The following is a 23,887-nucleotide window of genomic DNA, read 5'->3' on the forward strand; positions in this document are numbered from 1 at the left end:
TCAATCAAGCCACACACCAAGTTCGAGTCAGAAGTTTATATTCTGTCTAAAGAAGAAGGCGGCCGTCACAGCCCATTCTTCAAAGGCTACCGTCCGCAGTTCTACTTCCGTACAACTGACGTGACCGGTACCATCGAACTGCCAGAAGGCGTTGAGATGGTAATGCCAGGCGACAACATTAAACTGGTTGTTGAACTGATCAAACCAATCGCAATGGACGACGGTCTGCGTTTCGCAATTCGCGAAGGCGGCCGTACCGTTGGTGCTGGTGTTGTTGCTAAAGTTATCGCTTAATCGCTGATAACATTTGACGCAACGCACATGAAGAGGGCATCATTTGATGCCCTTTTTGCACGCTGTAACATAGAACCTGACTCATCTGTGATTATGACTCATAATCATTGCTGAGGCAGGCTCTGTAGCACGGCGTCATACATGATATGCCGAGTTACGCCTATACCTGCGGGTATGACAGTATTATTCGGTTCGGTTGCCTCGTAATCCGGGGCAAAAGTGTTTCTGATTTATTGTGGCAGGTTGGTTATGAGTGCTAATACCGAAGCTCAAGGCAGCGGGCGCGGCCTGGAAGCGATAAAGTGGTTAGGCGTGGCGTTACTGCTGGTTGTCGCCATCGTGGGTAACTACTACTATCGTGAAGTAACATTACCGCTGCGTGCATTGGCCGTCGTTGTACTGATTGCAGCAGCAGCTGGCATTGCCCTGCTGACCGCTAAGGGTAAAGCAACGTTGGCTTTCGCTCGTGAAGCGCGTACTGAAGTTCGTAAAGTGATCTGGCCTACTCGTCAGGAAACGTTGCACACCACCTTAATCGTTGCCGCGGTGACTGCCGTGATGTCACTGATTTTGTGGGGACTGGATGGTATTCTGGTCCGTCTGGTATCGTTTATCACTGGCCTGAGGTTCTGAGATGTCTGAAGCTCCAAAGAAGCGCTGGTACGTCGTTCAGGCGTTTTCCGGTTTTGAAGGCCGCGTAGCACAGTCGCTGCGTGAGCATATCAAGTTACACAACATGGAAGAGCTGTTTGGCGATGTCATGGTTCCAACCGAAGAAGTGGTTGAAATCCGTGGTGGCCAGCGTCGTAAAAGCGAGCGCAAGTTCTTCCCGGGCTACGTACTGGTTCAGATGGTGATGAATGACGCCAGCTGGCATCTGGTGCGCAGTGTGCCGCGCGTAATGGGCTTCATCGGCGGTACGTCCGATCGTCCTGCGCCGATTAGCGACAAAGAAGTTGATGCGATTATGAACCGCCTGCAGCAGGTTGGTGATAAGCCGCGTCCGAAAACGTTGTTTGAGCCTGGCGAGATGGTACGTGTTAACGACGGTCCATTTGCTGACTTTAACGGTGTGGTAGAAGAAGTCGATTACGAGAAAAGCCGCCTGAAAGTTTCTGTTTCTATCTTCGGCCGTGCAACGCCGGTTGAACTGGACTTCGGACAGGTTGAGAAGGGCTGATTGATTCACCCTGAGCCGCTTTCTAAAGGCGGCATAAAATTTATACGATCACCGTTATCAGGTGGTTGCGAAAGGCGCGAAATTACACTACAATTTCGCGCCTTTTGTTTTTATGCGTCGATAAATCCGCGCGTAAAATATTAATCACGGGGAGCTCCGTTACGGAGCGTTATCACCCAATAGAGGAATTATCATGGCTAAGAAAGTACAAGCCTACGTTAAGCTGCAAGTTTCAGCTGGTATGGCAAACCCGAGTCCTCCGGTAGGTCCGGCTCTGGGTCAGCAAGGCGTTAACATCATGGAATTCTGTAAAGCGTTCAACGCCAAAACAGAATCCCTGGAAAAAGGTCTGCCGATCCCAGTAGTGATCACCGTTTATTCTGACCGTTCTTTCACCTTCGTTACCAAAACCCCTCCTGCAGCAGTACTGCTGAAGAAAGCGGCTGGTATCAAGTCTGGTTCCGGCAAGCCGAACAAAGACAAAGTAGGTAAAGTATCTCGTGCTCAGGTACGTGAAATCGCAGAAACCAAAGCTGCGGACATGACTGGTGCTGACATTGAAGCGATGACTCGCTCAATCGAAGGTACTGCTCGTTCCATGGGCCTGGTAGTAGAGGACTAAGAAATGGCTAAGCTGACCAAGCGCATGCGCGTGATCCGTGACAAAGTTGATTCAACTAAACAGTATGACATCAACGAAGCTGTTGCTCTGCTGAAAGAACTGGCTACTGCCAAGTTCGTAGAAAGCGTTGACGTAGCTGTGAACCTGGGCATTGATGCTCGTAAATCTGACCAGAACGTTCGCGGTGCAACTGTACTGCCACACGGTACTGGCCGTTCCGTTCGCGTTGCCGTATTTGCCCAAGGCGCAAACGCTGAAGCTGCTAAAGCAGCCGGCGCTGAGCTGGTAGGTATGGAAGATCTGGCTGACCAGATCAAAAAAGGCGAAATGAACTTCGACGTTGTTATCGCATCTCCAGATGCAATGCGCGTTGTTGGCCAGCTGGGTCAGGTTCTGGGCCCACGCGGTCTGATGCCAAACCCGAAAGTTGGTACCGTAACTCCTAACGTTGCTGAAGCAGTGAAAAACGCTAAAGCCGGTCAGGTTCGTTACCGTAACGACAAAAACGGCATCATCCATACCACTATCGGTAAGGTTGATTTCGATGCAGATAAACTGAAAGAAAACCTGGAATCCCTGCTGGTTGCGCTGAAAAAAGCAAAACCTTCACAGGCGAAAGGCGTTTTCATCAAGAAAGTTAGCCTGTCCACCACCATGGGTGCTGGCGTGGCAGTTGATCAGGCTGGCCTGAACGCTGCTGCTAACTAATCTGCTTTACGCGGGCGAAATTTTCATCTAGAATCTTACGCCCGTTGTTCTGTAAATATACAGAGCCGACAGATTTTTAGGTTGGAGCCTGGCCTTATCCAGGCCTCCGTCCAAGACCGCAGGAGTGATAGCGAAAGCGATCACTTAATACCCTGCGTAGACGGTGACAGAACCGACAAGAATTTTTCTTAACTGGATTCTGCTCACCGTGTTTGAGCGCTCGTATACCTTCGGGTAAATGAGTGAAGTGAGTTCCGGGGAAATCCATCCCCGGCCCAAATCCAGGAGCACAAGCTAATGGCCTTAAATCTTCAAGACAAACAAGCGATTGTTGCTGAAGTCAGCGAAGTAGCCAAAGGCGCGCTGTCTGCGGTAGTTGCGGATTCTCGTGGCGTTACCGTAGATAAAATGACCGAACTGCGTAAAGCAGGTCGTGCGGCTGGCGTATACATGCGTGTTGTTCGTAACACCCTGCTGCGCCGCGTCGTTGAAGGTACTCAGTTCGAGTGCCTGAAAGACACGTTAACCGGTCCAACCTTGATTGCATACTCTATGGAACATCCGGGCGCTGCTGCTCGTCTGTTCAAAGAGTTCGCGAAAGCGAATGCAAAATTTGAGGTTAAAGCTGCAGCCTTTGAAGGCGAGCTGATCAGTGCGGCTCAGATCGACCGCCTGGCAACTCTGCCAACTTACGATGAAGCAATTGCACGCCTGATGGCAACCATGAAAGAAGCCGCTGCCGGCAAACTGGTTCGCACTCTGGCCGCTGTACGCGATCAGAAAGAAGCTGCTTAATCAGCCTTTCTTTTCACGTTTACTTGCTAACGTATAAACTTTTTCTGAATTTTAGGAACAACAAATGTCAATCACTAAAGACCAAATCATTGAAGCTGTTGCAGCTCTGTCTGTAATGGAAGTAGTTGAACTGATCGCCGCTATGGAAGAGAAGTTCGGTGTGTCTGCTGCTGCAGCTGTAGCTGTTGCTGCTGGCCCAGTAGAAGCTGCTGAAGAAAAAACTGAGTTCGACGTTGTACTGAAAGCTATCGGTGCTAACAAAGTTGCTGTAATCAAAGCCGTACGTGGCGCAACTGGTCTGGGCCTGAAAGAAGCCAAAGACCTGGTTGAGTCTGCACCTGCTGCCCTGAAAGAAGGCATCAGCAAAGACGACGCTGAAGCTCTGAAGAAAGCACTGGAAGAAGCTGGCGCAGAAGTTGAAGTTAAATAAGCCAACCTTTCAGGTTGCAGCCTGGGTTTAAGTAGTTCCAGGCTGATGGCTGGTGACTTTTTGGTCACCAGCCTTTTTGCGCTCTAAAGCATCAATGGTATTTCACACTGTTTAGCCATTGATTTGCTTAATATCTTTCTCTATCGACGACTTAATATACTGCTTTCCTGCATGGACCCTCTGTCCAGTCAAAAGCAATGAAATGATTTAAGCGTGATAGAAAGAGGTATTACAAAAGGTGCTCTGCCTTTTGCACGACACAAAACAGCGTTGCATGAACTGTCCCCACTGGACGGACAGAAAGGTTCTACTTTTCAGCGAGCTGAGGAACCCAATGGTTTACTCCTATACCGAGAAAAAACGCATTCGTAAGGATTTTGGAAAACGTCCACAAGTTCTGGACATTCCATATCTCCTTTCTATCCAGCTTGACTCGTTCCAGAAGTTTATCGAGCAAGATCCGGAAGGTCAGTATGGTCTGGAAGCTGCATTCCGTTCCGTATTCCCAATCCAAAGCTATAGCGGTAACTCTGAGCTGCAGTACGTCAGCTACCGTTTAGGCGAACCTGTATTTGATGTGAAAGAGTGTCAGATTCGTGGCGTCACGTACTCTGCACCTCTGCGCGTAAAACTGCGCCTGGTGATCTACGAGCGCGAAGCGCCGGAAGGCACAGTTAAAGACATCAAAGAACAAGAAGTGTACATGGGTGAAATTCCACTCATGACCGATAACGGTACCTTTGTCATCAACGGTACTGAGCGCGTTATCGTTTCTCAGCTGCATCGTAGCCCTGGTGTCTTCTTCGACAGCGATAAGGGTAAAACCCACTCATCGGGTAAAGTGCTGTATAACGCACGTATCATTCCTTACCGTGGTTCATGGCTGGACTTCGAGTTTGACCCGAAAGACAACCTGTTCGTCCGTATTGACCGTCGTCGTAAGCTGCCGGCCAGTATCATCCTGCGCGCGCTGAATTACACCACTGAGCAGATCCTCGATCTGTTCTTCGACAAAGTGGTTTATGAAATTCGCGATAACAAGCTGCAGATGGAGCTGATCCCTGAGCGTCTGCGCGGCGAAACTGCCTCGTTCGATATCGAATCTAACGGTACTGTCTACGTTGAGAAAGGCCGCCGCATCACCGCGCGCCATATTCGTCAGCTGGAAAAAGACAGCGTTGCGCATATCGAAGTACCGGTTGAGTACATCGCAGGTAAAGTCGTCGCTAAAGATTACATCGACGAAGGTACCGGCGAACTGCTGGTTGCGGCGAACATGGAGCTGTCACTGGATCTGCTGGCTAAACTGAGCCAGTCCGGTCACAAACGCATTGAAACTCTGTTCACCAACGACCTGGATCACGGCCCGTATATCTCTGAGACGCTGCGCGTTGACCCAACCAGCGATCGCCTGAGCGCACTGGTTGAGATCTACCGTATGATGCGTCCTGGTGAGCCACCAACGCGTGAAGCGGCCGAAAACCTGTTTGAGAACCTGTTCTTCTCTGAAGACCGCTACGATCTGTCTGCGGTTGGCCGTATGAAGTTCAACCGTTCTCTGATGCGTGACGAGATCGAAGGTTCCGGTATCCTGAGCAAAGACGACATCATTCAGGTGATGAAGAAGCTCATCGGTATCCGTAACGGTATTGGCGAAGTGGATGATATCGACCACCTCGGCAACCGTCGTATCCGTTCCGTCGGCGAAATGGCAGAAAACCAGTTCCGCGTAGGTCTGGTCCGTGTTGAGCGTGCGGTGAAAGAGCGTCTGTCTCTGGGCGATCTGGATACCCTGATGCCACAGGATATGATCAACGCCAAGCCAATCTCTGCGGCAGTGAAAGAGTTCTTTGGTTCCAGCCAGCTTTCCCAGTTTATGGACCAGAACAACCCGCTGTCTGAGATCACGCACAAGCGTCGTATTTCTGCACTCGGCCCGGGCGGTCTGACCCGTGAGCGCGCAGGCTTTGAAGTTCGAGACGTACACCCGACGCACTACGGTCGCGTATGTCCAATCGAAACGCCTGAAGGTCCAAACATCGGTCTGATTAACTCGCTGTCCGTGTACGCACAGACCAACGAGTACGGTTTCCTGGAAACCCCGTATCGTCGCGTGCGCGATGGTGTGGTGACCGACGAAATTCATTACCTCTCTGCAATCGAAGAGGGTAACTACGTTATCGCTCAGGCAAACACCAACCTCGACGACGAAGGTCACTTCGTAGACGACCTGGTAACCTGCCGTAGCAAAGGCGAATCGAGCCTGTTCAGCCGCGATCAGGTTGACTACATGGACGTTTCCACCCAGCAGGTGGTTTCCGTCGGTGCGTCACTGATCCCGTTCCTGGAGCACGATGACGCCAACCGCGCATTGATGGGTGCAAACATGCAACGTCAGGCGGTTCCAACTCTGCGCGCTGATAAGCCGCTGGTTGGTACCGGTATGGAGCGCGCGGTAGCGGTTGACTCCGGTGTTACAGCCGTAGCGAAACGTGGTGGTACCGTTCAGTACGTTGATGCATCTCGTATCGTTATCAAAGTTAACGAAGACGAAATGTATCCGGGCGAAGCCGGTATCGACATCTACAACCTGACCAAATACACCCGTTCTAACCAGAACACCTGCATCAACCAGATGCCTTGCGTGAACCTGGGTGAGCCAATTGAACGTGGTGATGTGCTGGCCGACGGTCCTTCAACGGATCTGGGCGAACTGGCACTGGGTCAGAACATGCGCGTCGCGTTCATGCCGTGGAACGGCTACAACTTCGAAGACTCCATTTTAGTCTCCGAGCGCGTGGTACAGGAAGATCGCTTCACCACTATCCACATCCAGGAACTGGCATGTGTGTCTCGTGACACCAAGCTGGGGCCTGAAGAGATCACCGCTGACATCCCTAACGTGGGTGAGGCTGCGCTCTCTAAACTGGATGAATCCGGTATCGTGTATATCGGTGCTGAAGTGACCGGTGGCGACATTCTGGTTGGTAAGGTAACGCCAAAAGGTGAAACCCAGCTGACGCCAGAAGAGAAACTGCTGCGTGCGATCTTCGGTGAGAAAGCGTCTGACGTAAAAGACTCTTCTCTGCGCGTACCAAACGGCGTGTCTGGTACCGTTATCGACGTTCAGGTCTTCACCCGCGATGGCGTGGAAAAAGACAAGCGTGCGCTGGAAATCGAAGAAATGCAGCTGAAGCAGGCGAAAAAAGACCTGTCTGAAGAACTGCAGATCCTCGAAGCTGGCCTGTTCAGCCGTATCCAATACCTGCTGGTTTCCGGCGGTGTGGAAGCGGACAAACTGGACAAGCTGCCTCGCGAGCGCTGGCTGGAACTTGGCCTGACCGACGAAGAAAAACAAAACCAGCTGGAGCAGCTGGCCGAGCAGTACGACGAGCTGAAGCACGAGTTTGAGAAGAAACTTGAAGCTAAGCGCCGCAAAATCACTCAGGGCGATGACCTGGCACCTGGCGTGCTGAAAATCGTTAAAGTGTATCTGGCCGTTAAACGTCAGATCCAGCCTGGTGACAAAATGGCAGGTCGTCACGGGAACAAAGGTGTTATCTCCAAGATCAACCCGATCGAAGATATGCCATACGATGAGAACGGTACGCCGGTCGATATCGTACTGAACCCGCTGGGCGTTCCATCACGTATGAACATCGGTCAGATTCTTGAAACCCACCTGGGTATGGCTGCGAAGGGCATCGGCGAGAAAATCAACGCTATGCTTAAGAAGCAGGAAGAAGTGACTAAGCTGCGTGAGTTTATTCAGCGTGCTTACGATCTGGGTACCGACGTACGCCAGAAAGTTGACCTGAACACCTTCACCGACGACGAAGTGCTGCGTCTGGCAGAGAACCTGAAAAAAGGTATGCCAATCGCAACGCCAGTGTTTGACGGCGCGAAAGAGAGCGAGATCAAAGAGCTGCTGCAGCTCGGCGGCCTGCCTTCTTCCGGTCAGATTACACTGTTCGATGGTCGTACCGGCGAACAGTTCGAGCGTCAGGTTACCGTTGGCTATATGTACATGCTGAAGCTGAACCACCTGGTTGATGACAAAATGCATGCACGTTCTACCGGTTCTTACAGCCTGGTTACTCAGCAGCCGCTGGGTGGTAAGGCTCAGTTCGGTGGTCAGCGCTTCGGTGAGATGGAAGTGTGGGCGCTGGAAGCATACGGCGCAGCCTATACCCTGCAGGAAATGCTTACCGTTAAGTCTGATGACGTGAACGGTCGTACGAAGATGTATAAAAACATCGTCGACGGCAACCATCAGATGGAACCGGGCATGCCAGAATCCTTCAACGTACTGTTGAAAGAGATTCGCTCGCTGGGTATTAACATCGAGCTCGAAGACGAGTAACCCCTGAGGTTATTCGCATCTGCTGTACTGGTTACAGGGTGCCCTGCTGCGGCAGGGCATCCCTGAGAAGTCTCACTCCGACGGGAGCTAATCCGTGAAAGACTTACTTAAGTTTCTGAAAGCGCAAACTAAGACCGAAGAGTTTGATGCGATCAAGATTGCTCTGGCCTCGCCAGACATGATCCGTTCCTGGTCTTTCGGCGAAGTTAAAAAGCCGGAAACCATCAACTACCGTACGTTCAAACCAGAACGTGACGGGCTTTTCTGTGCGCGTATTTTCGGGCCGGTAAAAGACTACGAGTGCCTGTGCGGTAAGTACAAGCGCCTGAAACACCGTGGTGTGATCTGTGAGAAGTGTGGCGTTGAAGTTACACAGACCAAAGTCCGCCGTGAGCGCATGGGCCACATTGAGCTGGCTTCTCCAACTGCGCACATCTGGTTCCTGAAATCGCTGCCATCCCGCATCGGTTTACTGCTGGATATGCCACTGCGTGATATCGAACGTGTTCTGTACTTCGAATCTTACGTCGTTGTTGAAGGCGGCATGACCAACCTCGAAAAGCGCCAGATCCTGACTGAAGAGCAGTATCTTGACGCGCTGGAAGAGTTTGGTGATGAATTCGACGCGAAAATGGGTGCGGAAGCGATCCAGGCCCTGTTGAAAAACATGGATCTGGAGCAAGAGTGCGAGCAGCTGCGTGAAGAGCTGAACGAGACTAACTCCGAAACCAAACGTAAAAAGCTGACCAAGCGTATCAAGCTGCTGGAAGCGTTCGTACAGTCTGGTAACAAGCCAGAGTGGATGATCCTGACCGTGCTGCCTGTACTGCCACCGGATCTGCGTCCGCTGGTACCGCTGGACGGCGGTCGTTTCGCAACTTCAGATCTGAACGATCTGTATCGTCGCGTTATCAACCGTAACAACCGTCTGAAGCGCCTGCTGGATCTGGCTGCGCCAGATATCATCGTACGTAACGAAAAACGTATGCTGCAGGAAGCGGTAGATGCGCTGCTGGATAACGGCCGTCGCGGTCGTGCGATCACCGGTTCTAACAAACGTCCTCTGAAATCTTTGGCCGACATGATCAAAGGTAAGCAGGGTCGTTTCCGTCAGAACCTGCTCGGTAAGCGTGTTGACTACTCAGGCCGTTCTGTAATCACCGTAGGTCCATACCTGCGTCTGCATCAGTGCGGTCTGCCAAAGAAAATGGCACTGGAGCTGTTCAAACCGTTTATCTACGGCAAGCTTGAACTGCGTGGTCTTGCTACCACCATCAAAGCCGCTAAGAAAATGGTTGAGCGTGAAGAAGCTGTCGTGTGGGATATCCTGGACGAAGTGATCCGCGAACACCCGGTTCTGCTGAACCGTGCACCAACCCTGCACCGTCTGGGCATCCAGGCGTTTGAGCCAGTACTGATCGAAGGTAAAGCTATTCAGCTGCACCCGCTGGTTTGTGCGGCATATAACGCCGACTTCGATGGTGACCAGATGGCTGTTCACGTACCGCTGACGCTGGAAGCCCAGCTGGAAGCGCGTGCGCTGATGATGTCTACCAACAACATCCTGTCCCCAGCGAACGGTGAACCAATCATCGTTCCTTCTCAGGACGTTGTACTGGGTCTGTACTACATGACCCGTGACTGTGTTAACGCCAAAGGCGAAGGCATGGTACTGACCGGTCCAAAAGAAGCTGAGCGTATTTATCGCGCTGGCCTCGCGTCTCTGCACGCTCGCGTTAAGGTACGTATTACCGAACATGAGAAGAACGAGCAGGGCGAATGGACGGCAAAAACCAGCCTGATCGATACGACCGTTGGCCGCGCCATCCTGTGGATGATCGTGCCAAAAGGTCTGCCTTACTCCATCGTCAACCAGGCGCTGGGTAAGAAAGCGATCTCCAAGATGCTGAACACCTGTTACCGCATCCTGGGCCTGAAGCCAACGGTTATCTTTGCTGACCAGACTATGTACACCGGCTTTGCCTATGCGGCACGTTCAGGTGCGTCTGTTGGTATCGACGACATGGTTATCCCAGAGAAGAAAGTGGAAATCATCACCGAAGCGGAAGCTGAAGTGGCTGAAATCCAGCAGCAGTTCCAGTCTGGTCTGGTTACCGCTGGCGAACGCTATAACAAAGTGATCGATATCTGGGCTGCGGCCAACGAACGCGTTGCGAAAGCGATGATGGAAAACCTGTCTACTGAAACCGTGATTAACCGTGACGGTGAAGAAGAGCGTCAGGTTTCCTTCAACAGCATCTTTATGATGGCCGACTCCGGTGCGCGTGGTTCTGCTGCACAGATTCGTCAGCTGGCCGGTATGCGTGGTCTGATGGCTAAGCCAGATGGCTCAATCATCGAAACGCCAATCACCGCGAACTTCCGTGAAGGTCTGAACGTACTCCAGTACTTCATCTCGACCCACGGTGCTCGTAAAGGTCTGGCGGATACCGCACTGAAAACTGCGAACTCCGGTTACCTGACTCGTCGTCTGGTTGACGTAGCGCAGGACCTGGTTGTAACCGAAGATGACTGTGGTACCCACGAAGGTATCATGATGACTCCGGTTATCGAGGGTGGTGATGTTAAAGAGCCACTGCGTGAGCGCGTACTCGGTCGTGTGACCGCAGAAGACGTGATCAAGCCGGGCACTGCTGATATCCTGCTGCCGCGTAACACGCTGCTGCATGAAGCACAGTGTGACCTGTTGGAAGAACACTCTGTTGACAGCCTGAAAGTGCGTTCCGTAGTAAGCTGCGAAACTGACTTCGGCGTGTGTGCCCACTGCTACGGTCGTGACCTGGCGCGTGGCCACATTATCAACAAAGGTGAAGCGATCGGTGTTATCGCTGCACAGTCAATCGGTGAGCCGGGTACCCAGCTGACGATGCGTACCTTCCACATCGGTGGTGCGGCATCTCGTGCGGCTGCTGAATCCAGCATCCAGGTTAAGAACAAAGGTACGATTAAACTCTCTAACGCCAAGTCGGTAACCAACTCCGCTGGCAAGCTGGTGATTACTTCACGTAACACCGAGCTGAAGATGATCGATGAATTCGGTCGTACGAAAGAGAGCTATAAAGTTCCTTACGGTTCTACCATGGCTAAAGGTGATGGCGAGCAGGTTGCAGCGGGCGAGACCGTAGCAAACTGGGACCCACACACCATGCCAGTTATCACCGAAGTGAGCGGTTTCATTCGCTTCACCGACATGATTGATGGCCAGACCATTACCCGCCAGACGGATGACCTGACCGGTCTGTCCTCTCTGGTTATCCTGGACAGTGCGGAACGTACTGCCGGTGGTAAAGATCTGCGTCCGGCACTGAAAATCGTTGATGCTAACGGTAACGACGTAATGATCCCTGGCTCAGATATGCCAGCTCAGTACTTCCTGCCGGGTAAAGCGATTGTTCAGCTGGAAGATGGCATCAAGATCAGTTCTGGTGACACCCTGGCGCGTGTTCCTCAGGAATCAGGCGGTACCAAGGACATCACCGGTGGTCTGCCACGCGTTGCTGACCTGTTCGAAGCCCGTCGTCCGAAAGAACCGGCAATCCTGGCTGAGATCAGCGGTATCATCTCCTTCGGTAAAGAAACCAAAGGCAAACGTCGTCTGGTGATTACGCCAATCGACGGTAGCGATCATTACGAAGAGATGATTCCGAAATGGCGTCAGCTGAACGTGTTCGAAGGTGAACGCGTAGAGCGCGGTGACGTTGTTTCCGATGGTCCAGAGTCTCCACATGACATTCTGCGTCTGCGTGGCGTGCATGCGGTGACCCGCTACATCACTAACGAAGTGCAGGAAGTTTACCGCCTGCAGGGCGTTAAGATTAACGATAAGCACATTGAAGTTATCGTTCGTCAGATGCTGCGTAAAGCGACCATCGCCAGCGCAGGAAGCACCGACTTCCTCGACGGTGAGCAGGTTGAATTCTCACGCGTTAAGATCGCTAACCGCGAGCTGGAAGCTAACGGCAAAATCTCTGCAACATTTGCACGAGACCTGCTGGGTATTACCAAAGCTTCCCTGGCAACCGAGTCGTTTATCTCTGCGGCATCGTTCCAGGAAACCACACGCGTGCTGACCGAAGCAGCCGTTGCGGGCAAACGCGACGAACTGCGCGGCCTGAAAGAGAACGTAATTGTAGGCCGTCTGATCCCAGCCGGTACCGGTTACGCTTATCATCAGGATCGTATGCGTCGTAAAGCTGCGGGCGAGGCACCAGTCGTGCCAGTCGTGACAGCTGATGAAGCGTCTGCCAGCCTGGCAGAATTGCTGAACGCTGGCCTGGGCGGTAACGACGAGTAATCGTCAACGGCTTATGGCATAGTAAAAACCTCGCTTCGGCGAGGTTTTTTTTCGCCCATAAAAAGTCAACAGGGATATGACGATGTTCAAAACAGCCCCTTTTATCGCCGCTATCGTGGGAATTGCCGTGTCATCTGCGACGCAGGCCGTTGAAACGCGCAATGTACCGCTGCAAAAAATATTTAAGAGTTGGCAGGTGACCTGTAACAACCTTAACGACTGCGATATTCGCAATCTTGATGAAGGGTTACGCATTATTCTTGAGCGTACAGCGGGTCCTGACGGCAGTGCTGAACTGAAATTCCAGGGATTTGGCAACGATAATCCCGAGGGGATCTGGCTGGATGGCAAACGGTGGCCAACTGACATCACCTTCTCGAAAGCATCGGCAGATGATTATAGTGTTGCTTCCACCACTCGTCTGGCAACGATTCAGCAGTGGATACAGGCCAGTAAAAATGCGCTGGAGCTGTCGCTGGCTTCGAAGGGGGATACCGCGTCTCTTAGCGGCCTCAATGCGGCCCTGCTGCTGGTGGATGAACGGCAGGGAAGGCTGAAAAATCAGACCGCCCTGCTACGGGTAGGCAACGATGAACCCGAAATAGTCCCTCCGCGTCCGCTCCCGCCAGCGCTAAATTTTGCTGTACCAACAGTTGTGGAGCTGAACAACACGCAGGCATTGATTGATGGAGCAATCAGAGCCAATACAGCGCTGTTAGAAAAAGAGAGCTGTGAACCGAACGAGGAAAACCGCGGCCGCAGTGAAGCGCAGCCGCTGAATGATAAGCAGGCGTTGGTGTTGGTTAACTGCGGGCTTGGCGCCTATCAGTCTTCCAGTATGCTGTTTATAAGCGAACGTACTAATCCCACTCAATCAACTTCCCTGACGCTACCGCTGCCTCTGCCAGGCGAAAATGGCCAGCCGGAAATACTGAGCTGGTTTACCGAAGCGGAATACGATCCGAAAACGGCAACGCTATTTTTCTCCGGGCGCGGTCGCGGCATTGCTGACTGTGGTCATAGCGGTAGCTGGAAATACGACGGGAAAAGATTCCATCTGGCCAGCTACAACAGCCAGCCCTCCTGTAACGGCGGGGAACCCGGCGACTGGCCCTCCGTTTGGGTAACGGCAGAATCCGCACAATAATTAACAGCGAAACTAAGCGGGCCACCCTGAAGCAGCCCGCAGCCAATAAAAAAAGAGCAACGGAGGCAGGACGTCTCCGTTACCCCGGGCGCGCAATCCGCCCAAGCCACATCACTTATAGTGCCGGACATCATGGCAGGTCAGCCCGATGTCCTTCAGCTGCGCATCGCTCAGCCGGGAGAGAATTTTTCTGGTGCATGCCCGCATACGCTGCTGCTGCCAGTGGCGATAGGGAACGATAAAGATCGCTTTGATCAATCCCCAGCTGAACGGCCTGGCTGCTCTGTTCTCGTGAAACTCCATCATCTGCTCCCTCAATGCCTCGGTGTATAAGCACTATTTTGTCGCGGATGACATTAATGATACAGATGCAGAAATACTGTTTTATTGACATACAGATGGCGTGATACGCTGACTGAATGGTCATAAAGACGCTAATCTGTACTGGTTTTCATTCAAGAATGGCGATAGGGGAGATACAATGACGCGTTACCAATATCTGGCCGAACTGTTGGCTCAGCGTATCGAGCAAGGCCTTTATCAGGCAGGAGAACGGCTTCCGTCGGTACGCTCCCTGAGCAGCGAACATGGCGTCAGTATCAGCACGGTGCAGCAGGCCTACTACCTGCTGGAAGAAAGGCAGCTGATCACCCCCCAGTCGCGTTCGGGATACTTTGTTACCCCGCGCAAAGCAGCGCCGCCGGTCCCGGCGATTACCCGCCCGGTACAGCGGCCGGTTGAGATCACTCAGTGGGATGCCGTGCTGCATCTGCTTGAAGCCCGATCCGATGAGCAAACCCTCCAGCTGGGCAGCGGTATGCCGGACGTCGGTCAGCCAACGCTGAAACCGTTATGGAAGTCTATCAGCCGGGTTGCTCAACAGCAGGACGAACGCCTGCTGGGCTATGACACGCTATGCGGCATCCCGGAACTGCGAGAACAGATTGCGCGCCTGATGATCGACAGCGGCTGCCAGCTGGAGGCGGATGACATCGTCATTACTACCGGTTGCCATGAGGCCCTGTCGATATCGATACGCGCGGTCTGTCAGCCTGACGATATCATCGCCGTTGAGTCGCCAACCTTCCACGGCATCATGCAAACCCTGCGTGGATTTGGCATTCGGGCGATAGAGATCCCCACTGACTCTTCGACGGGTATCAGCCTTGAAGCACTGGAGCTGGCCTTTGAACAATGGCCGATCAAGGCCGTGGTGGTGGTGCCGAACTGCAATAACCCGCTCGGGTTTATTATGCCAGAGCACCGCAAGCGCGCACTGCTCACGCTGGCACAGCGTTTTGACGCAGCGATCATCGAGGATGATGTTTACGGCGAGCTGGCCTTCGACTATCCGCGCCCGATAACCATCAAGTCGCTGGATACCGATGGTCGCGTTTTGCTTTGTAGCTCATTCTCAAAAATACTGGCCCCGGGACTGCGGGTGGGCTGGGTAGTACCGGGACGCTATTTTGACCGGGTACTGCATATGAAATACATCGTTACCGGGTCAACAACAACCCTGACGCAGATGGCGGTCGCCGGATTTATAAGCCAGGGCTACTATCAGCCGCACCTGCGGCGCATGCGGATTACCTATCAGCGAAATCTTGAGATATTTACCCGCCTGGTACGTCAGCATTTTCCCTGCGGTATTTGTGTTACCCGTCCTCAGGGCGGTTTCCTGATCTGGGTTGAACTACCGGAAGCATTTGATTCACACCGGCTCAATGCTGAGCTGCGTGAATCGAAAATTCAAATCGCCGTCGGTTCGCTGTTTTCCGCATCGGGAAAGTACCGCAACTGCCTGCGGTTGAGCTATGCCCAAACCTGTACGGATAAAACCGAACGGGCGCTGGCGATGCTGGGTGCAGCCTTAGAGCGGGCTATGCAATCCTGCTCTCCGGTGCGTGAGCTGGCGACGACCAGCGATGATCGGGGAGAAGGCAGGGCCAGCGGGAAGGAACAGCGCTGACCCTGGCTGACGGCGAAACTGCCGCCAGCACTGCCACTATAGCCGCGTATGCAGAGGTGAAAAGCCGCAGAGACTGAGCCTGCGGCGTTGCTTCATGACAGTTTGCCGGCGTTACGACACATTACAGTTTATTGTGCAGCGCCTTCCGGGGATTCAATCAGATCCAGCAGCTGGCGAGTTGCCGCCTGCCAGTCTTCCGCTTTGGTGATGGCACTGACCACGGCCACGCTGCCGACGCCGGTTGCCAGCACTGCCGGGACGCGATCGATGCTGATACCGCCAATAGCGACAGTTGATACACCCTGCAGGCGTTGAATATGCCGGGTCAGTTCCGCTAATCCCTGCGGCGCAGAAGGCATATCTTTGGTCTGCGTTGGAAAAACGTGGCCTAAAGCGATGTAGGACGGTTCTACGGCCAGTGCCCGATCCAGCTCGGCATCATCATGGGTAGACAGTCCCAGCCGCAGTCCGGCAGCGTGAATCGCATCAAGGTCGGCGATATCCAGATCTTCCTGCCCCAGATGAACGCCATACGCCTGATATTTGATTGCCAGACGCCAGTAGTCATTAATAAACAACCTTGCCTGGTAACGTTTGCCGAGGGCAATCGCTTCAGCAATCTGCTGCTCTACTTCATCATCCTGACGATCTTTAATGCGCAGTTGTATAGTGCGCACACCAAAATCCAGCAGGCGGGCAATCCACTCAACGGTTTCCACCACCGGATAAAGCCCAAGCCGGGCATCGGTAGCGGGAAAAGGACCACGACTCATACATTTTCCTCGGTTTTAAGCGCATCGGCGCGGTGATACAGTTCACCGCCGCGAGTGCGAAATTCATCAGACATCTGCGCCATACCTATCTCAATCGGCATGGCCTGGGCTTGCTGGCGCGCGGCGTACTCGCGCACTTCCTGGGTGATCTTCATTGAACAGAACTTCGGCCCGCACATTGAGCAGAAGTGCGCCACCTTACCGGATTCCTGCGGCAGGGTTTCATCATGATAGGCGCGGGCGGTATGCGGATCGAGGGCAAGATTAAACTGATCTTCCCAGCGAAACTCAAAGCGCGCCTTCGACATCGCATTATCACGGATCTGCGCGCCGGGATGGCCTTTTGCGAGATCGGCGGCATGCGCGGCGATCTTATAGGTAATCAACCCTTGTTTAACATCTTCTTTGTTAGGCAATCCAAGATGTTCTTTCGGCGTTACATAGCACAGCATTGCGCAGCCAAACCAACCGATCATCGCTGCACCAATCCCGGACGTAAAGTGGTCATAGCCGGGAGCGATGTCGGTGGTCAGCGGGCCGAGCGTATAAAACGGTGCTTCATGGCAATGTTCCAGCTGCTCGGTCATATTACGGCGGATCATCTGCATTGGCACGTGCCCGGGTCCCTCAATCATCACCTGCACATCATATTCCCAGGCAATTTTGGTTAGCTCTCCCAGCGTATGCAGCTCGGAGAACTGCGCTTCATCGTTGGCATCCTGAATCGAACCCGGGCGCAGGCCGTCCCCGAGTGAGAGGGAAACATCATAGGCGGCGCAGATTTCACAAATCTCGCGGAAATGCAGGTAGAGGAAGCTCTCTTTATGGTGCGACAGGCACCATTTCGCCATGATCGACCCGCCGCGCGAAACAATGCCGGTCAACCTTTTAGCGGTCATCGGTACGTAACGCAGCAACACGCCGGCATGAATGGTGAAGTAGTCCACGCCTTGCTCTGCCTGTTCCAGCAGCGTATCGCGGAAAATCTCCCAGTTAAGATCTTCTGCCACGCCATTGACCTTCTCAAGCGCCTGGTAGATTGGCACGGTGCCAATCGGTACCGGGCTGTTACGCAGTATCCATTCACGTGTTTCATGGATATAGCGACCGGTGGAAAGATCCATCACCGTGTCGGCACCCCAGCGTGCAGACCATACCAGTTTTTCAACTTCCTCCTCAATCGAAGAGCTGACCGCGGAGTTGCCGATATTGGCGTTGATCTTCACCAGGAAGTTACGCCCAATGATCATCGGTTCTGATTCCGGATGGTTAATATTGGCCGGAATGATCGCCCGTCCGGCGGCGACTTCCTGGCGCACAAACTCTGCGCTGATATTTTCCGGCAGGCTGGCACCGAAGCTGTTGCCCGGATGCTGTTGCAGCAGAATTTCACCGCGAATACGTTCACGGCCCATATTCTCGCGGATGGCGATATATTCCATTTCCGGTGTGATCACGCCCAGACGCGCGTAATGCATCTGAGTAACGCAGCGATCTGCCAGTGCACGTCGTGGGCGAGGAAGATTATCGAAACGCAGATGATCCAGGCCTTCATCGGCCAGCCGCTGCTGGGTGTAGACCGAGCTGAGTTCAGCAATTTCTTCCGTATCGGCACGCTGGTGAATCCATGCGCTGCGCAGCTTGTCGATGCCGCGATGTACATCGATAGTCGCTGCCGGATCGCCGTAGGGGCCAGCCGTGTCGTACACCGGAATCGGCTCATTCTCTTCCAGCGTCGGGTTATCTTTACTGCCCCCAATCACGGTTGGACTAAGCTGGATTTCACGCATCGGCACGCGGATATCATCCCGTGACCCGGTCAGATAAATACGTTTTGAATTGGGGAAGGCCGTGCCTTGCAGAGAATCGATAAACTGCTGAGCTTCAGCGCGCTGCTCACGGCGATTGGTTTTTTTCTCAACGAGAAGTTTTTCAACGGTAGACATAGCAAATTCCTGAAATATTAGGGAAAGTTGCTTGCCTGGAGGCGGGAGTAATTTGAACGATGTGAAACATTTTATTTCGCATCATCGCAGACGATTTTACTCTTGTTCCCTTCGCAGGTGTTAACCTGAACAGGTTCCGCGGATCCCGAATTAACGGTCTCAGCCCCGTGGGGCACTCCGACAAGAAATACTCTCTGATTGTCAGACTTTGTTGTCAGAAAATCAGTTTTAAGTCAGAACAAAACGTTATTTGCTCAAACTAAATAGCCCCTTCAGCATAAAGGGGCTAATTGTAAACTACAAGTAATTCACAATCTGATAACGAATCAGGCGGAAGGCGCAAGAGGCGCTACATCGTTAGCCATCTGATTTTCAGCAACTTTTTCCAGAGCCAGCTTAATAAATTTATCTTCCAGCACGAAGCGTTCAGCCAGTACCTCTCCGACCAGGGAAAGCGTTTGCTGGAAATCTACCGCATCATCTGTTTCGATGGCCTTTTCCAGATACGTATCATAAATCTGCATAATGTGGTCGGTATTGGCGCGTAAAGAGGGATAAATTATTGCCGCCTGCGCCAGCTGTTCCGTTCCTTCCAGCTCTTTGATGAAACGTTCGTAAGCCGTGAAATGGCCGGTAGAGAGATAGTCCACCAGATTCTGGCAAAAATTATCCAGCGCATTTTCATCGAGCGCCGTCAACGATTCCTTGTTAGGCTTTAAACCGGCCATTTGATAATAGGCAATCAGCAGCTGCTTACGGGCATGTAAACAGAAATCGACCAGTTCACTACAGCCGCCAACCCGCGCGGCCAGATTTTCTAACTGGTTAAGCATGTTCATCTCCGTGAGTTTTATTTTTAATGCCTGACCTCAAACCAGTCTTTGAGCTGAGGATGATAAGCAATTTATGGAACGTCAAATATCAAGCGTAGACACTGGCTGGTGGGTTGTCAGCCACGAACATAAAATTTGGTTACCAAAAGGCGAAATTCCTCGAGGATCTGCCGAATCATTCGGCTTGACGGGATCAAAAGGATCGCCTATCGGCGAATGGCAGGGGGAAACGGTGTGGTTGATCTGCGAAAGCCGCACGCGTGATACCGGATCGCTGCGTCAGCTACTCGATCAGGAGACCGGTTTATTCCAGCTGGCTGGTCGGGGTATACAGTTGGCAGAGTTTTACCGGTCGCACCGCTGGTGTGGCTATTGCGGCCACGAGATGCATCACAGCAAAACCGAATGGGCCTGCCTGTGCAGCCACTGTCGGCAGCGTTACTATCCGCAAATTGCTCCCTGTATCATTGTTGCTATTCGCCGTGAAGATAAGATCCTGCTGGCCCAGCATACCCGCCATCGTAACGGTATTTATACCGTGCTAGCGGGCTTTGCTGAAGTCGGTGAGACGCTGGAGCAGACGGTAGCGCGCGAAGTGATGGAAGAGGCGGCAATTAAGGTTAAAAATCTGCGATATGTTTCATCTCAGCCGTGGCCATTTCCACAGTCGCTGATGATGGCCTTTATGGCCGACTATGATGCGGGCGAAATCAACATTGATCCTAAAGAACTGCTGGATGCGGGTTGGTATCGGTATGATGCTTTACCGCTGTTGCCGCCAGCAGGCACTATCGCACGACGTTTAATCGAGGATACAGTGGCATTATGCCGTGCTGATGATGAGTGAAATTCGCGACTGATTAACAATTTAATGCATTAGTACTTCCCACTTTGTTTCCCCTGGTTTGCCGTTTGGTGCGGCCGGGGGGTTGACTACTGTCCAGATATAAGGACCTTTAGGTTTATCTCTGCGGTGAATTCTAATATGATTCACTGCATGGAAGATTTTAAGCTCGTAACAAGGAATAGTTTTCAATTGACTCCGTTTTTCGCTTTAAATTCCCGATGAAAGAAATAGTCTTTATTTAGCTCATAGTGCTATTTCCTAATATATCTTATTAAATCCTTTGAAAGCGAAGTTGCCGATCCGTATGCAGCCATTAATGATGCGGTCGGGCGACAATTCATCAGGGTGATTCATATGTAGGTTGGATGTAGGTATGTTTAAGAACAGAACGCAATATTATCTTTGGGGGATCTGGATTTTCTGGATCGGTAGCATTGTCGCTTTTTTGCTATCGCACAGAATTTCAATGCTGATTTTCCTTGGCGGTATGGGATGCCTTGTCCTGCTGAGTCTGTCGACATATCTACGCGTTAATAGAGTGATTATAAATATGTTTAATTTCAGTAAGAAAGAAGAAGTTAAAACGACAAAGGGACAGGATTCGTCCGCCAGTACAATGAGTGAGAGCATCAGCATGGACCCATCAGCGGAAAGTAATAATATTAAGGAAACAACTATTTCACCCGGAACAATGCTACGCGGTGAAATTACTAATGAAAATAACATTACCATTAGCGGTGAAGTTGAGGGTGATGTAACCAGTAAAAAAGTCACGCAGATCGGTAAGGAAGGAAAAGTCGTTGGGAAAGTCACATCCTTAAAGCTGATCGTAAACGGTCTGTTAAAAGGGTGCTGCTACGCGAAAACGGTAGTGATAATGTCGCGAGGAAGAATAGAAGGCGATGTTTATGCTAGTGAATTCTCAATTGAGAAAGGTGGCGTATTTATTGGTAACTCTCATTGGGTTGAAGAAACCGCTGAAATAAAAGATAAAAAAGCAAAAAATTCAAATAGCCCAGATCCTGAACGTGCGCCTTCACTGGTTTCTGTTGAAGGTGGTGCTGCAAAAAGTAATCAGGTGCAGGCTAAGAAGTAGTACGAGGTGCCACATTTCGGGCCAGGTGCTGTCCCTGCCTTGATATTTATACGCATACAGGCAGGGAAATTTTGCGTTCCCCTCAAATTATCGGGCTACCGGGCACAGTCAATCTTGATAAATGGTACACTACAGGCTTATTTGGAGTAGAGAGCCCTGTGATGAGTGAACTGAAGAACGATCGTTATCTGCGCGCCCTGCTGCGCCAGCCTGTTGATATTACCCCCGTATGGATGATGCGCCAGGCCGGACGCTACTTGCCGGAGTATAAAGCCACGCGTGCCGTCGCCGGTGACTTCATGTCGCTGTGTAAAAACGCCGAGCTGGCCTGTGAAGTCACGCTGCAGCCTCTGCGGCGCTATGCGCTTGATGCGGCAATTCTGTTCTCCGATATTCTGACGATCCCTGATGCGATGGGGCTGGGCCTCTACTTTGAAACGGGTGAAGGTCCTCGTTTCTCGCAGCCAATAACGTGCCGTGCCGATGTTGAGAAGCTGCCGATCCCCGATCCTGAACAGGAACTGGGCTATGTGATGAATGCCGTGCGAACGATTCGCAAGAATCTAAACGGCGAAGTGCCATTAATCGGTTTCTCCGGCAGTCCCTGGACGTTGGCGACCTACATGGTGGAAGGCGGCAGCAGTAAAGCATTTACCAAGCTCAAAAAGATGATGTATGCCGAACCACAGACTCTGCACCTGATGCTCGACAAACTTGCTGATAGCGTAACCCTTTACTTAAACGCCCAAATTCGCGCGGGTGCGCAGTCGGTGATGATCTTCGATACCTGGGGCGGTGTACTGACGGGGCGCGACTATCGCGAGTTCTCGCTCTATTACATGCACAAAATCGTTGATGGCCTGCTGCATGAGAATGACGGCCGCCGCGTTCCGGTTACGCTGTTTACGAAAGGTGGCGGTCAGTGGCTGGAAGAGATGGCAGCAACCGGCTGTGATGCGCTGGGTCTGGACTGGACTACGGATATCGCCGATGCCCGTCGCCGAGTGGGGGATAAAGTGGCATTGCAGGGAAATATGGACCCTTCCATCCTTTACGCACCTCCTGCACGGATCGAGCAGGAAGTGGCAGGTATTCTCGAAGGCTATGGCCAGGGAGCAGGACACGTGTTCAACCTGGGTCACGGAATTCATCAGGATGTACCGCCAGAGCATGCGGGCGCTTTCGTGGAGGCGGTGCACAAACTTTCGCGCCCTTATCACCAGGAGTAAAAAATGGACATAGCCGTATTGCGTGACCGGCAGCGTACTCTCGCAGCTGAAGTGATCCATCAGGATGATTTTGACGTCATGCCTCCGCGACTGATAGGTGGCGCGGATGTCGGCTTTGAGCAGGGCGGAGAGGTTACCCGTGCCGCCCTGGTCATACTGGAATACCCTTCACTGCGGCTGATTGAGCATCAGGTGGCGCGTATCGCCACCACCATGCCCTACATTCCCGGTTTTCTTTCCTTCCGGGAAACTCCTGCACTGCAGGCCGCCTGGCAGCAGCTTGCTCATCGTCCCGACCTGTTACTGGTAGATGGCCACGGCATCGCTCATCCAAGGCGGCTGGGTGTCGCAAGCCACTTCGGCCTGCTGGTGGATGTCCCGACGATTGGCGTGGCGAAAAAGCGGCTGTGCGGGGCATTTACGCCGCCGGATGCCGAACCCGGCAGCTGTCAGCCGCTGATGGATAAAGACCAGCAGCTTGGCTGGGTGCTGCGCAGTAAAGCGCGCTGTAATCCACTGTTTATTTCCACCGGACACCGTGTCAGCCAGTCTACCGCTCTTCAATGGGTAGAAAACTGTTTGCAGGGTTATCGCCTGCCGGAGCCAACGCGCTGGGCGGATGCGGTTGCGTCACAGCGTCGGGCTTTTACCTCTCTCCCTCAGGGTTAACCGTGATGCCGTGGTGCTTTTCAGGTACACTCCCCGCAGCGCGTTAATTCTGAGACCCTGATATGTTACGTAACCCAATTCATTTACGGCTGGAAAAGCTGGAAAGCTGGCAGCATGTGACTTTTATGGCCTGTCTGTGTGAGCGGATGGCCCCTAACTACCGTGCATTTTGCCAGCAGACCGGTTTCGGCGATGGGCAGCTGTATCGCCGCATTCTGGATTTGCTGTGGGAAACCCTGGTGGTGAAGGATGCGAAGGTCAACTTCGACAGCCAGCTGGAAAAACTGGAAGAGGCTATCCCTTCCGCTGACGATTACGATCTGTACGGTGTCTATCCGGCAATCGATGCCTGTGTCGCGCTCAGTGAGCTGATCCATTCTCGCTTGAGTGGCGAAACCCTGGCACATGCTATTGCCGTCAGCGAAACATCAATTACCACCGTGGCCATGTTGGAAATGACACAGGCCGGACGTGAAATGACCGAAGAAGAACTGAAGGTTAACCCCGCGGTTGAAGAGGAATGGGACATCCAGTGGGAGATTTTCCGCCTGCTGGCAGCCTGCGAGGAGAGGGACATCGAGCTGATCAAAGGGCTGCGATCCGACCTGCGCGAATCCGGAATCAGTAATATCGGGATAGATTTTCATCAATAAGGCCACAAAACGTGA

20 protein-coding genes and 1 riboswitch are annotated in these 23,887 nt (G+C 52.5%); of the genes, 16 read left to right on the forward strand and 4 right to left on the reverse strand.

What is annotated here, in order from left to right; all coding sequences use genetic code 11:
• The 10 genes from JOE09_RS25045 to JOE09_RS25090 all read left to right on the forward strand — a co-directional run.
• Positions 1–294, forward strand: a 294-nt coding sequence (locus JOE09_RS25045) for an EF-Tu C-terminal domain-related protein (RefSeq protein WP_476703944.1), incomplete at its 5' end; no start/stop codon positions are given.
• 249 nt (positions 295–543) lie between these two features.
• Positions 544–927, forward strand: a complete 384-nt coding sequence (gene secE, locus JOE09_RS25050) for a preprotein translocase subunit SecE (protein ID WP_105595698.1) — start codon at positions 544–546, stop codon at positions 925–927.
• 1 nt (position 928) lies between these two features.
• The gene (nusG, locus tag JOE09_RS25055) at positions 929–1,474 is read left to right on the forward strand and encodes a transcription termination/antitermination protein NusG (protein ID WP_012439920.1); all 546 of its coding nucleotides are present in this window, start codon (positions 929–931) and stop codon (positions 1,472–1,474) included.
• A 193-nt stretch (positions 1,475–1,667) separates the two neighbouring features.
• Positions 1,668–2,096, forward strand: a complete 429-nt coding sequence (rplK, locus tag JOE09_RS25060; RefSeq protein WP_105595697.1) for a 50S ribosomal protein L11 — start codon at positions 1,668–1,670, stop codon at positions 2,094–2,096.
• A gap of 3 nt (positions 2,097–2,099) precedes the next feature.
• Positions 2,100–2,804, forward strand: coding sequence for a 50S ribosomal protein L1 (rplA, locus tag JOE09_RS25065; protein ID WP_205067734.1), 705 nt, complete (start codon positions 2,100–2,102; stop codon positions 2,802–2,804).
• A 297-nt stretch (positions 2,805–3,101) separates the two neighbouring features.
• Positions 3,102–3,599: a 50S ribosomal protein L10 gene (rplJ, locus tag JOE09_RS25070; RefSeq protein ID WP_105595695.1), complete on the forward strand. Its 498-nt coding sequence runs from the start codon at positions 3,102–3,104 to the stop codon at positions 3,597–3,599.
• Between the two features lie 64 nt (positions 3,600–3,663).
• Positions 3,664–4,029, forward strand: a complete 366-nt coding sequence (rplL, locus tag JOE09_RS25075; RefSeq protein WP_105595694.1) for a 50S ribosomal protein L7/L12 — start codon at positions 3,664–3,666, stop codon at positions 4,027–4,029.
• Positions 4,030–4,363: 334 nt separating this feature from the next.
• Positions 4,364–8,392 (forward strand): DNA-directed RNA polymerase subunit beta, encoded by a 4,029-nt coding sequence (gene rpoB / locus JOE09_RS25080; protein ID WP_205067735.1) that lies wholly within the window; start codon positions 4,364–4,366, stop codon positions 8,390–8,392.
• Between the two features lie 94 nt (positions 8,393–8,486).
• Complete coding sequence (rpoC, locus tag JOE09_RS25085; protein WP_205067736.1) at positions 8,487–12,707, forward strand: DNA-directed RNA polymerase subunit beta'; 4,221 nt, start codon at positions 8,487–8,489, stop codon at positions 12,705–12,707.
• An 82-nt stretch (positions 12,708–12,789) separates the two neighbouring features.
• On the forward strand, positions 12,790–13,854 hold the full coding sequence (locus JOE09_RS25090; RefSeq protein WP_205067737.1) for a DUF1176 domain-containing protein: 1,065 nt from the start codon (positions 12,790–12,792) through the stop codon (positions 13,852–13,854).
• A 111-nt stretch (positions 13,855–13,965) separates the two neighbouring features.
• On the opposite strand, the gene JOE09_RS25095 is transcribed toward JOE09_RS25090, so the two are convergent.
• The gene (locus JOE09_RS25095; protein WP_420830704.1) at positions 13,966–14,160 is read right to left on the reverse strand and encodes a DUF1127 domain-containing protein; all 195 of its coding nucleotides are present in this window, start codon (positions 14,158–14,160) and stop codon (positions 13,966–13,968) included.
• Positions 14,161–14,335: 175 nt separating this feature from the next.
• Between JOE09_RS25095 and JOE09_RS25100 the strand changes: the two genes are divergently transcribed.
• Positions 14,336–15,826, forward strand: coding sequence for an aminotransferase-like domain-containing protein (locus JOE09_RS25100; protein ID WP_205067738.1), 1,491 nt, complete (start codon positions 14,336–14,338; stop codon positions 15,824–15,826).
• A 128-nt stretch (positions 15,827–15,954) separates the two neighbouring features.
• Here the strand turns inward: JOE09_RS25100 and thiE are convergent, their stop codons facing one another.
• The 3 genes from thiE to rsd form a co-directional block, all read right to left on the reverse strand.
• Positions 15,955–16,599, reverse strand: coding sequence for a thiamine phosphate synthase (gene thiE / locus JOE09_RS25105; RefSeq protein ID WP_205067739.1), 645 nt, complete (start codon positions 16,597–16,599; stop codon positions 15,955–15,957).
• A complete protein-coding gene (gene thiC, locus JOE09_RS25110; protein WP_239553294.1) occupies positions 16,596–18,545 on the reverse strand; it encodes a phosphomethylpyrimidine synthase ThiC in 1,950 nt (649 codons plus the stop codon). The genes thiE and thiC overlap by 4 nt, the downstream gene beginning before the upstream one ends.
• Before the next feature lie 89 nt (positions 18,546–18,634).
• A riboswitch (TPP riboswitch) is annotated at positions 18,635–18,735 on the reverse strand.
• A 136-nt stretch (positions 18,736–18,871) separates the two neighbouring features.
• A complete protein-coding gene (gene rsd / locus JOE09_RS25115; protein WP_205067740.1) occupies positions 18,872–19,378 on the reverse strand; it encodes a sigma D regulator in 507 nt (168 codons plus the stop codon).
• Positions 19,379–19,451: 73 nt separating this feature from the next.
• Between rsd and nudC the strand changes: the two genes are divergently transcribed.
• The 5 genes from nudC to JOE09_RS25140 all read left to right on the forward strand — a co-directional run bounded on the left by nudC (position 19,452) and on the right by JOE09_RS25140 (position 23,872).
• Positions 19,452–20,225, forward strand: a complete 774-nt coding sequence (gene nudC, locus JOE09_RS25120) for an NAD(+) diphosphatase (protein WP_200547885.1) — start codon at positions 19,452–19,454, stop codon at positions 20,223–20,225.
• Between the two features lie 373 nt (positions 20,226–20,598).
• Positions 20,599–21,321 carry a bactofilin family protein gene (locus tag JOE09_RS25125; RefSeq protein ID WP_205067741.1) on the forward strand — a complete coding sequence of 241 codons (723 nt, stop codon included), beginning with the start codon at positions 20,599–20,601 and terminating at the stop codon, positions 21,319–21,321.
• Positions 21,322–21,482: 161 nt separating this feature from the next.
• The gene (gene hemE / locus JOE09_RS25130; RefSeq protein WP_200547883.1) at positions 21,483–22,550 is read left to right on the forward strand and encodes a uroporphyrinogen decarboxylase; all 1,068 of its coding nucleotides are present in this window, start codon (positions 21,483–21,485) and stop codon (positions 22,548–22,550) included.
• Positions 22,551–22,553: 3 nt separating this feature from the next.
• Complete coding sequence (nfi, locus tag JOE09_RS25135) at positions 22,554–23,219, forward strand: deoxyribonuclease V (RefSeq protein WP_205067742.1); 666 nt, start codon at positions 22,554–22,556, stop codon at positions 23,217–23,219.
• Positions 23,220–23,281: 62 nt separating this feature from the next.
• Positions 23,282–23,872, forward strand: a complete 591-nt coding sequence (locus tag JOE09_RS25140; protein WP_205067743.1) for a YjaG family protein — start codon at positions 23,282–23,284, stop codon at positions 23,870–23,872.
• The last annotated feature ends 15 nt before the right edge of the window (positions 23,873–23,887 follow it).

The organism is Pantoea coffeiphila (assembly GCF_016909495.1).
Taxonomy (GTDB): Bacteria; Pseudomonadota; Gammaproteobacteria; order Enterobacterales; family Enterobacteriaceae; genus Erwinia; species Erwinia coffeiphila.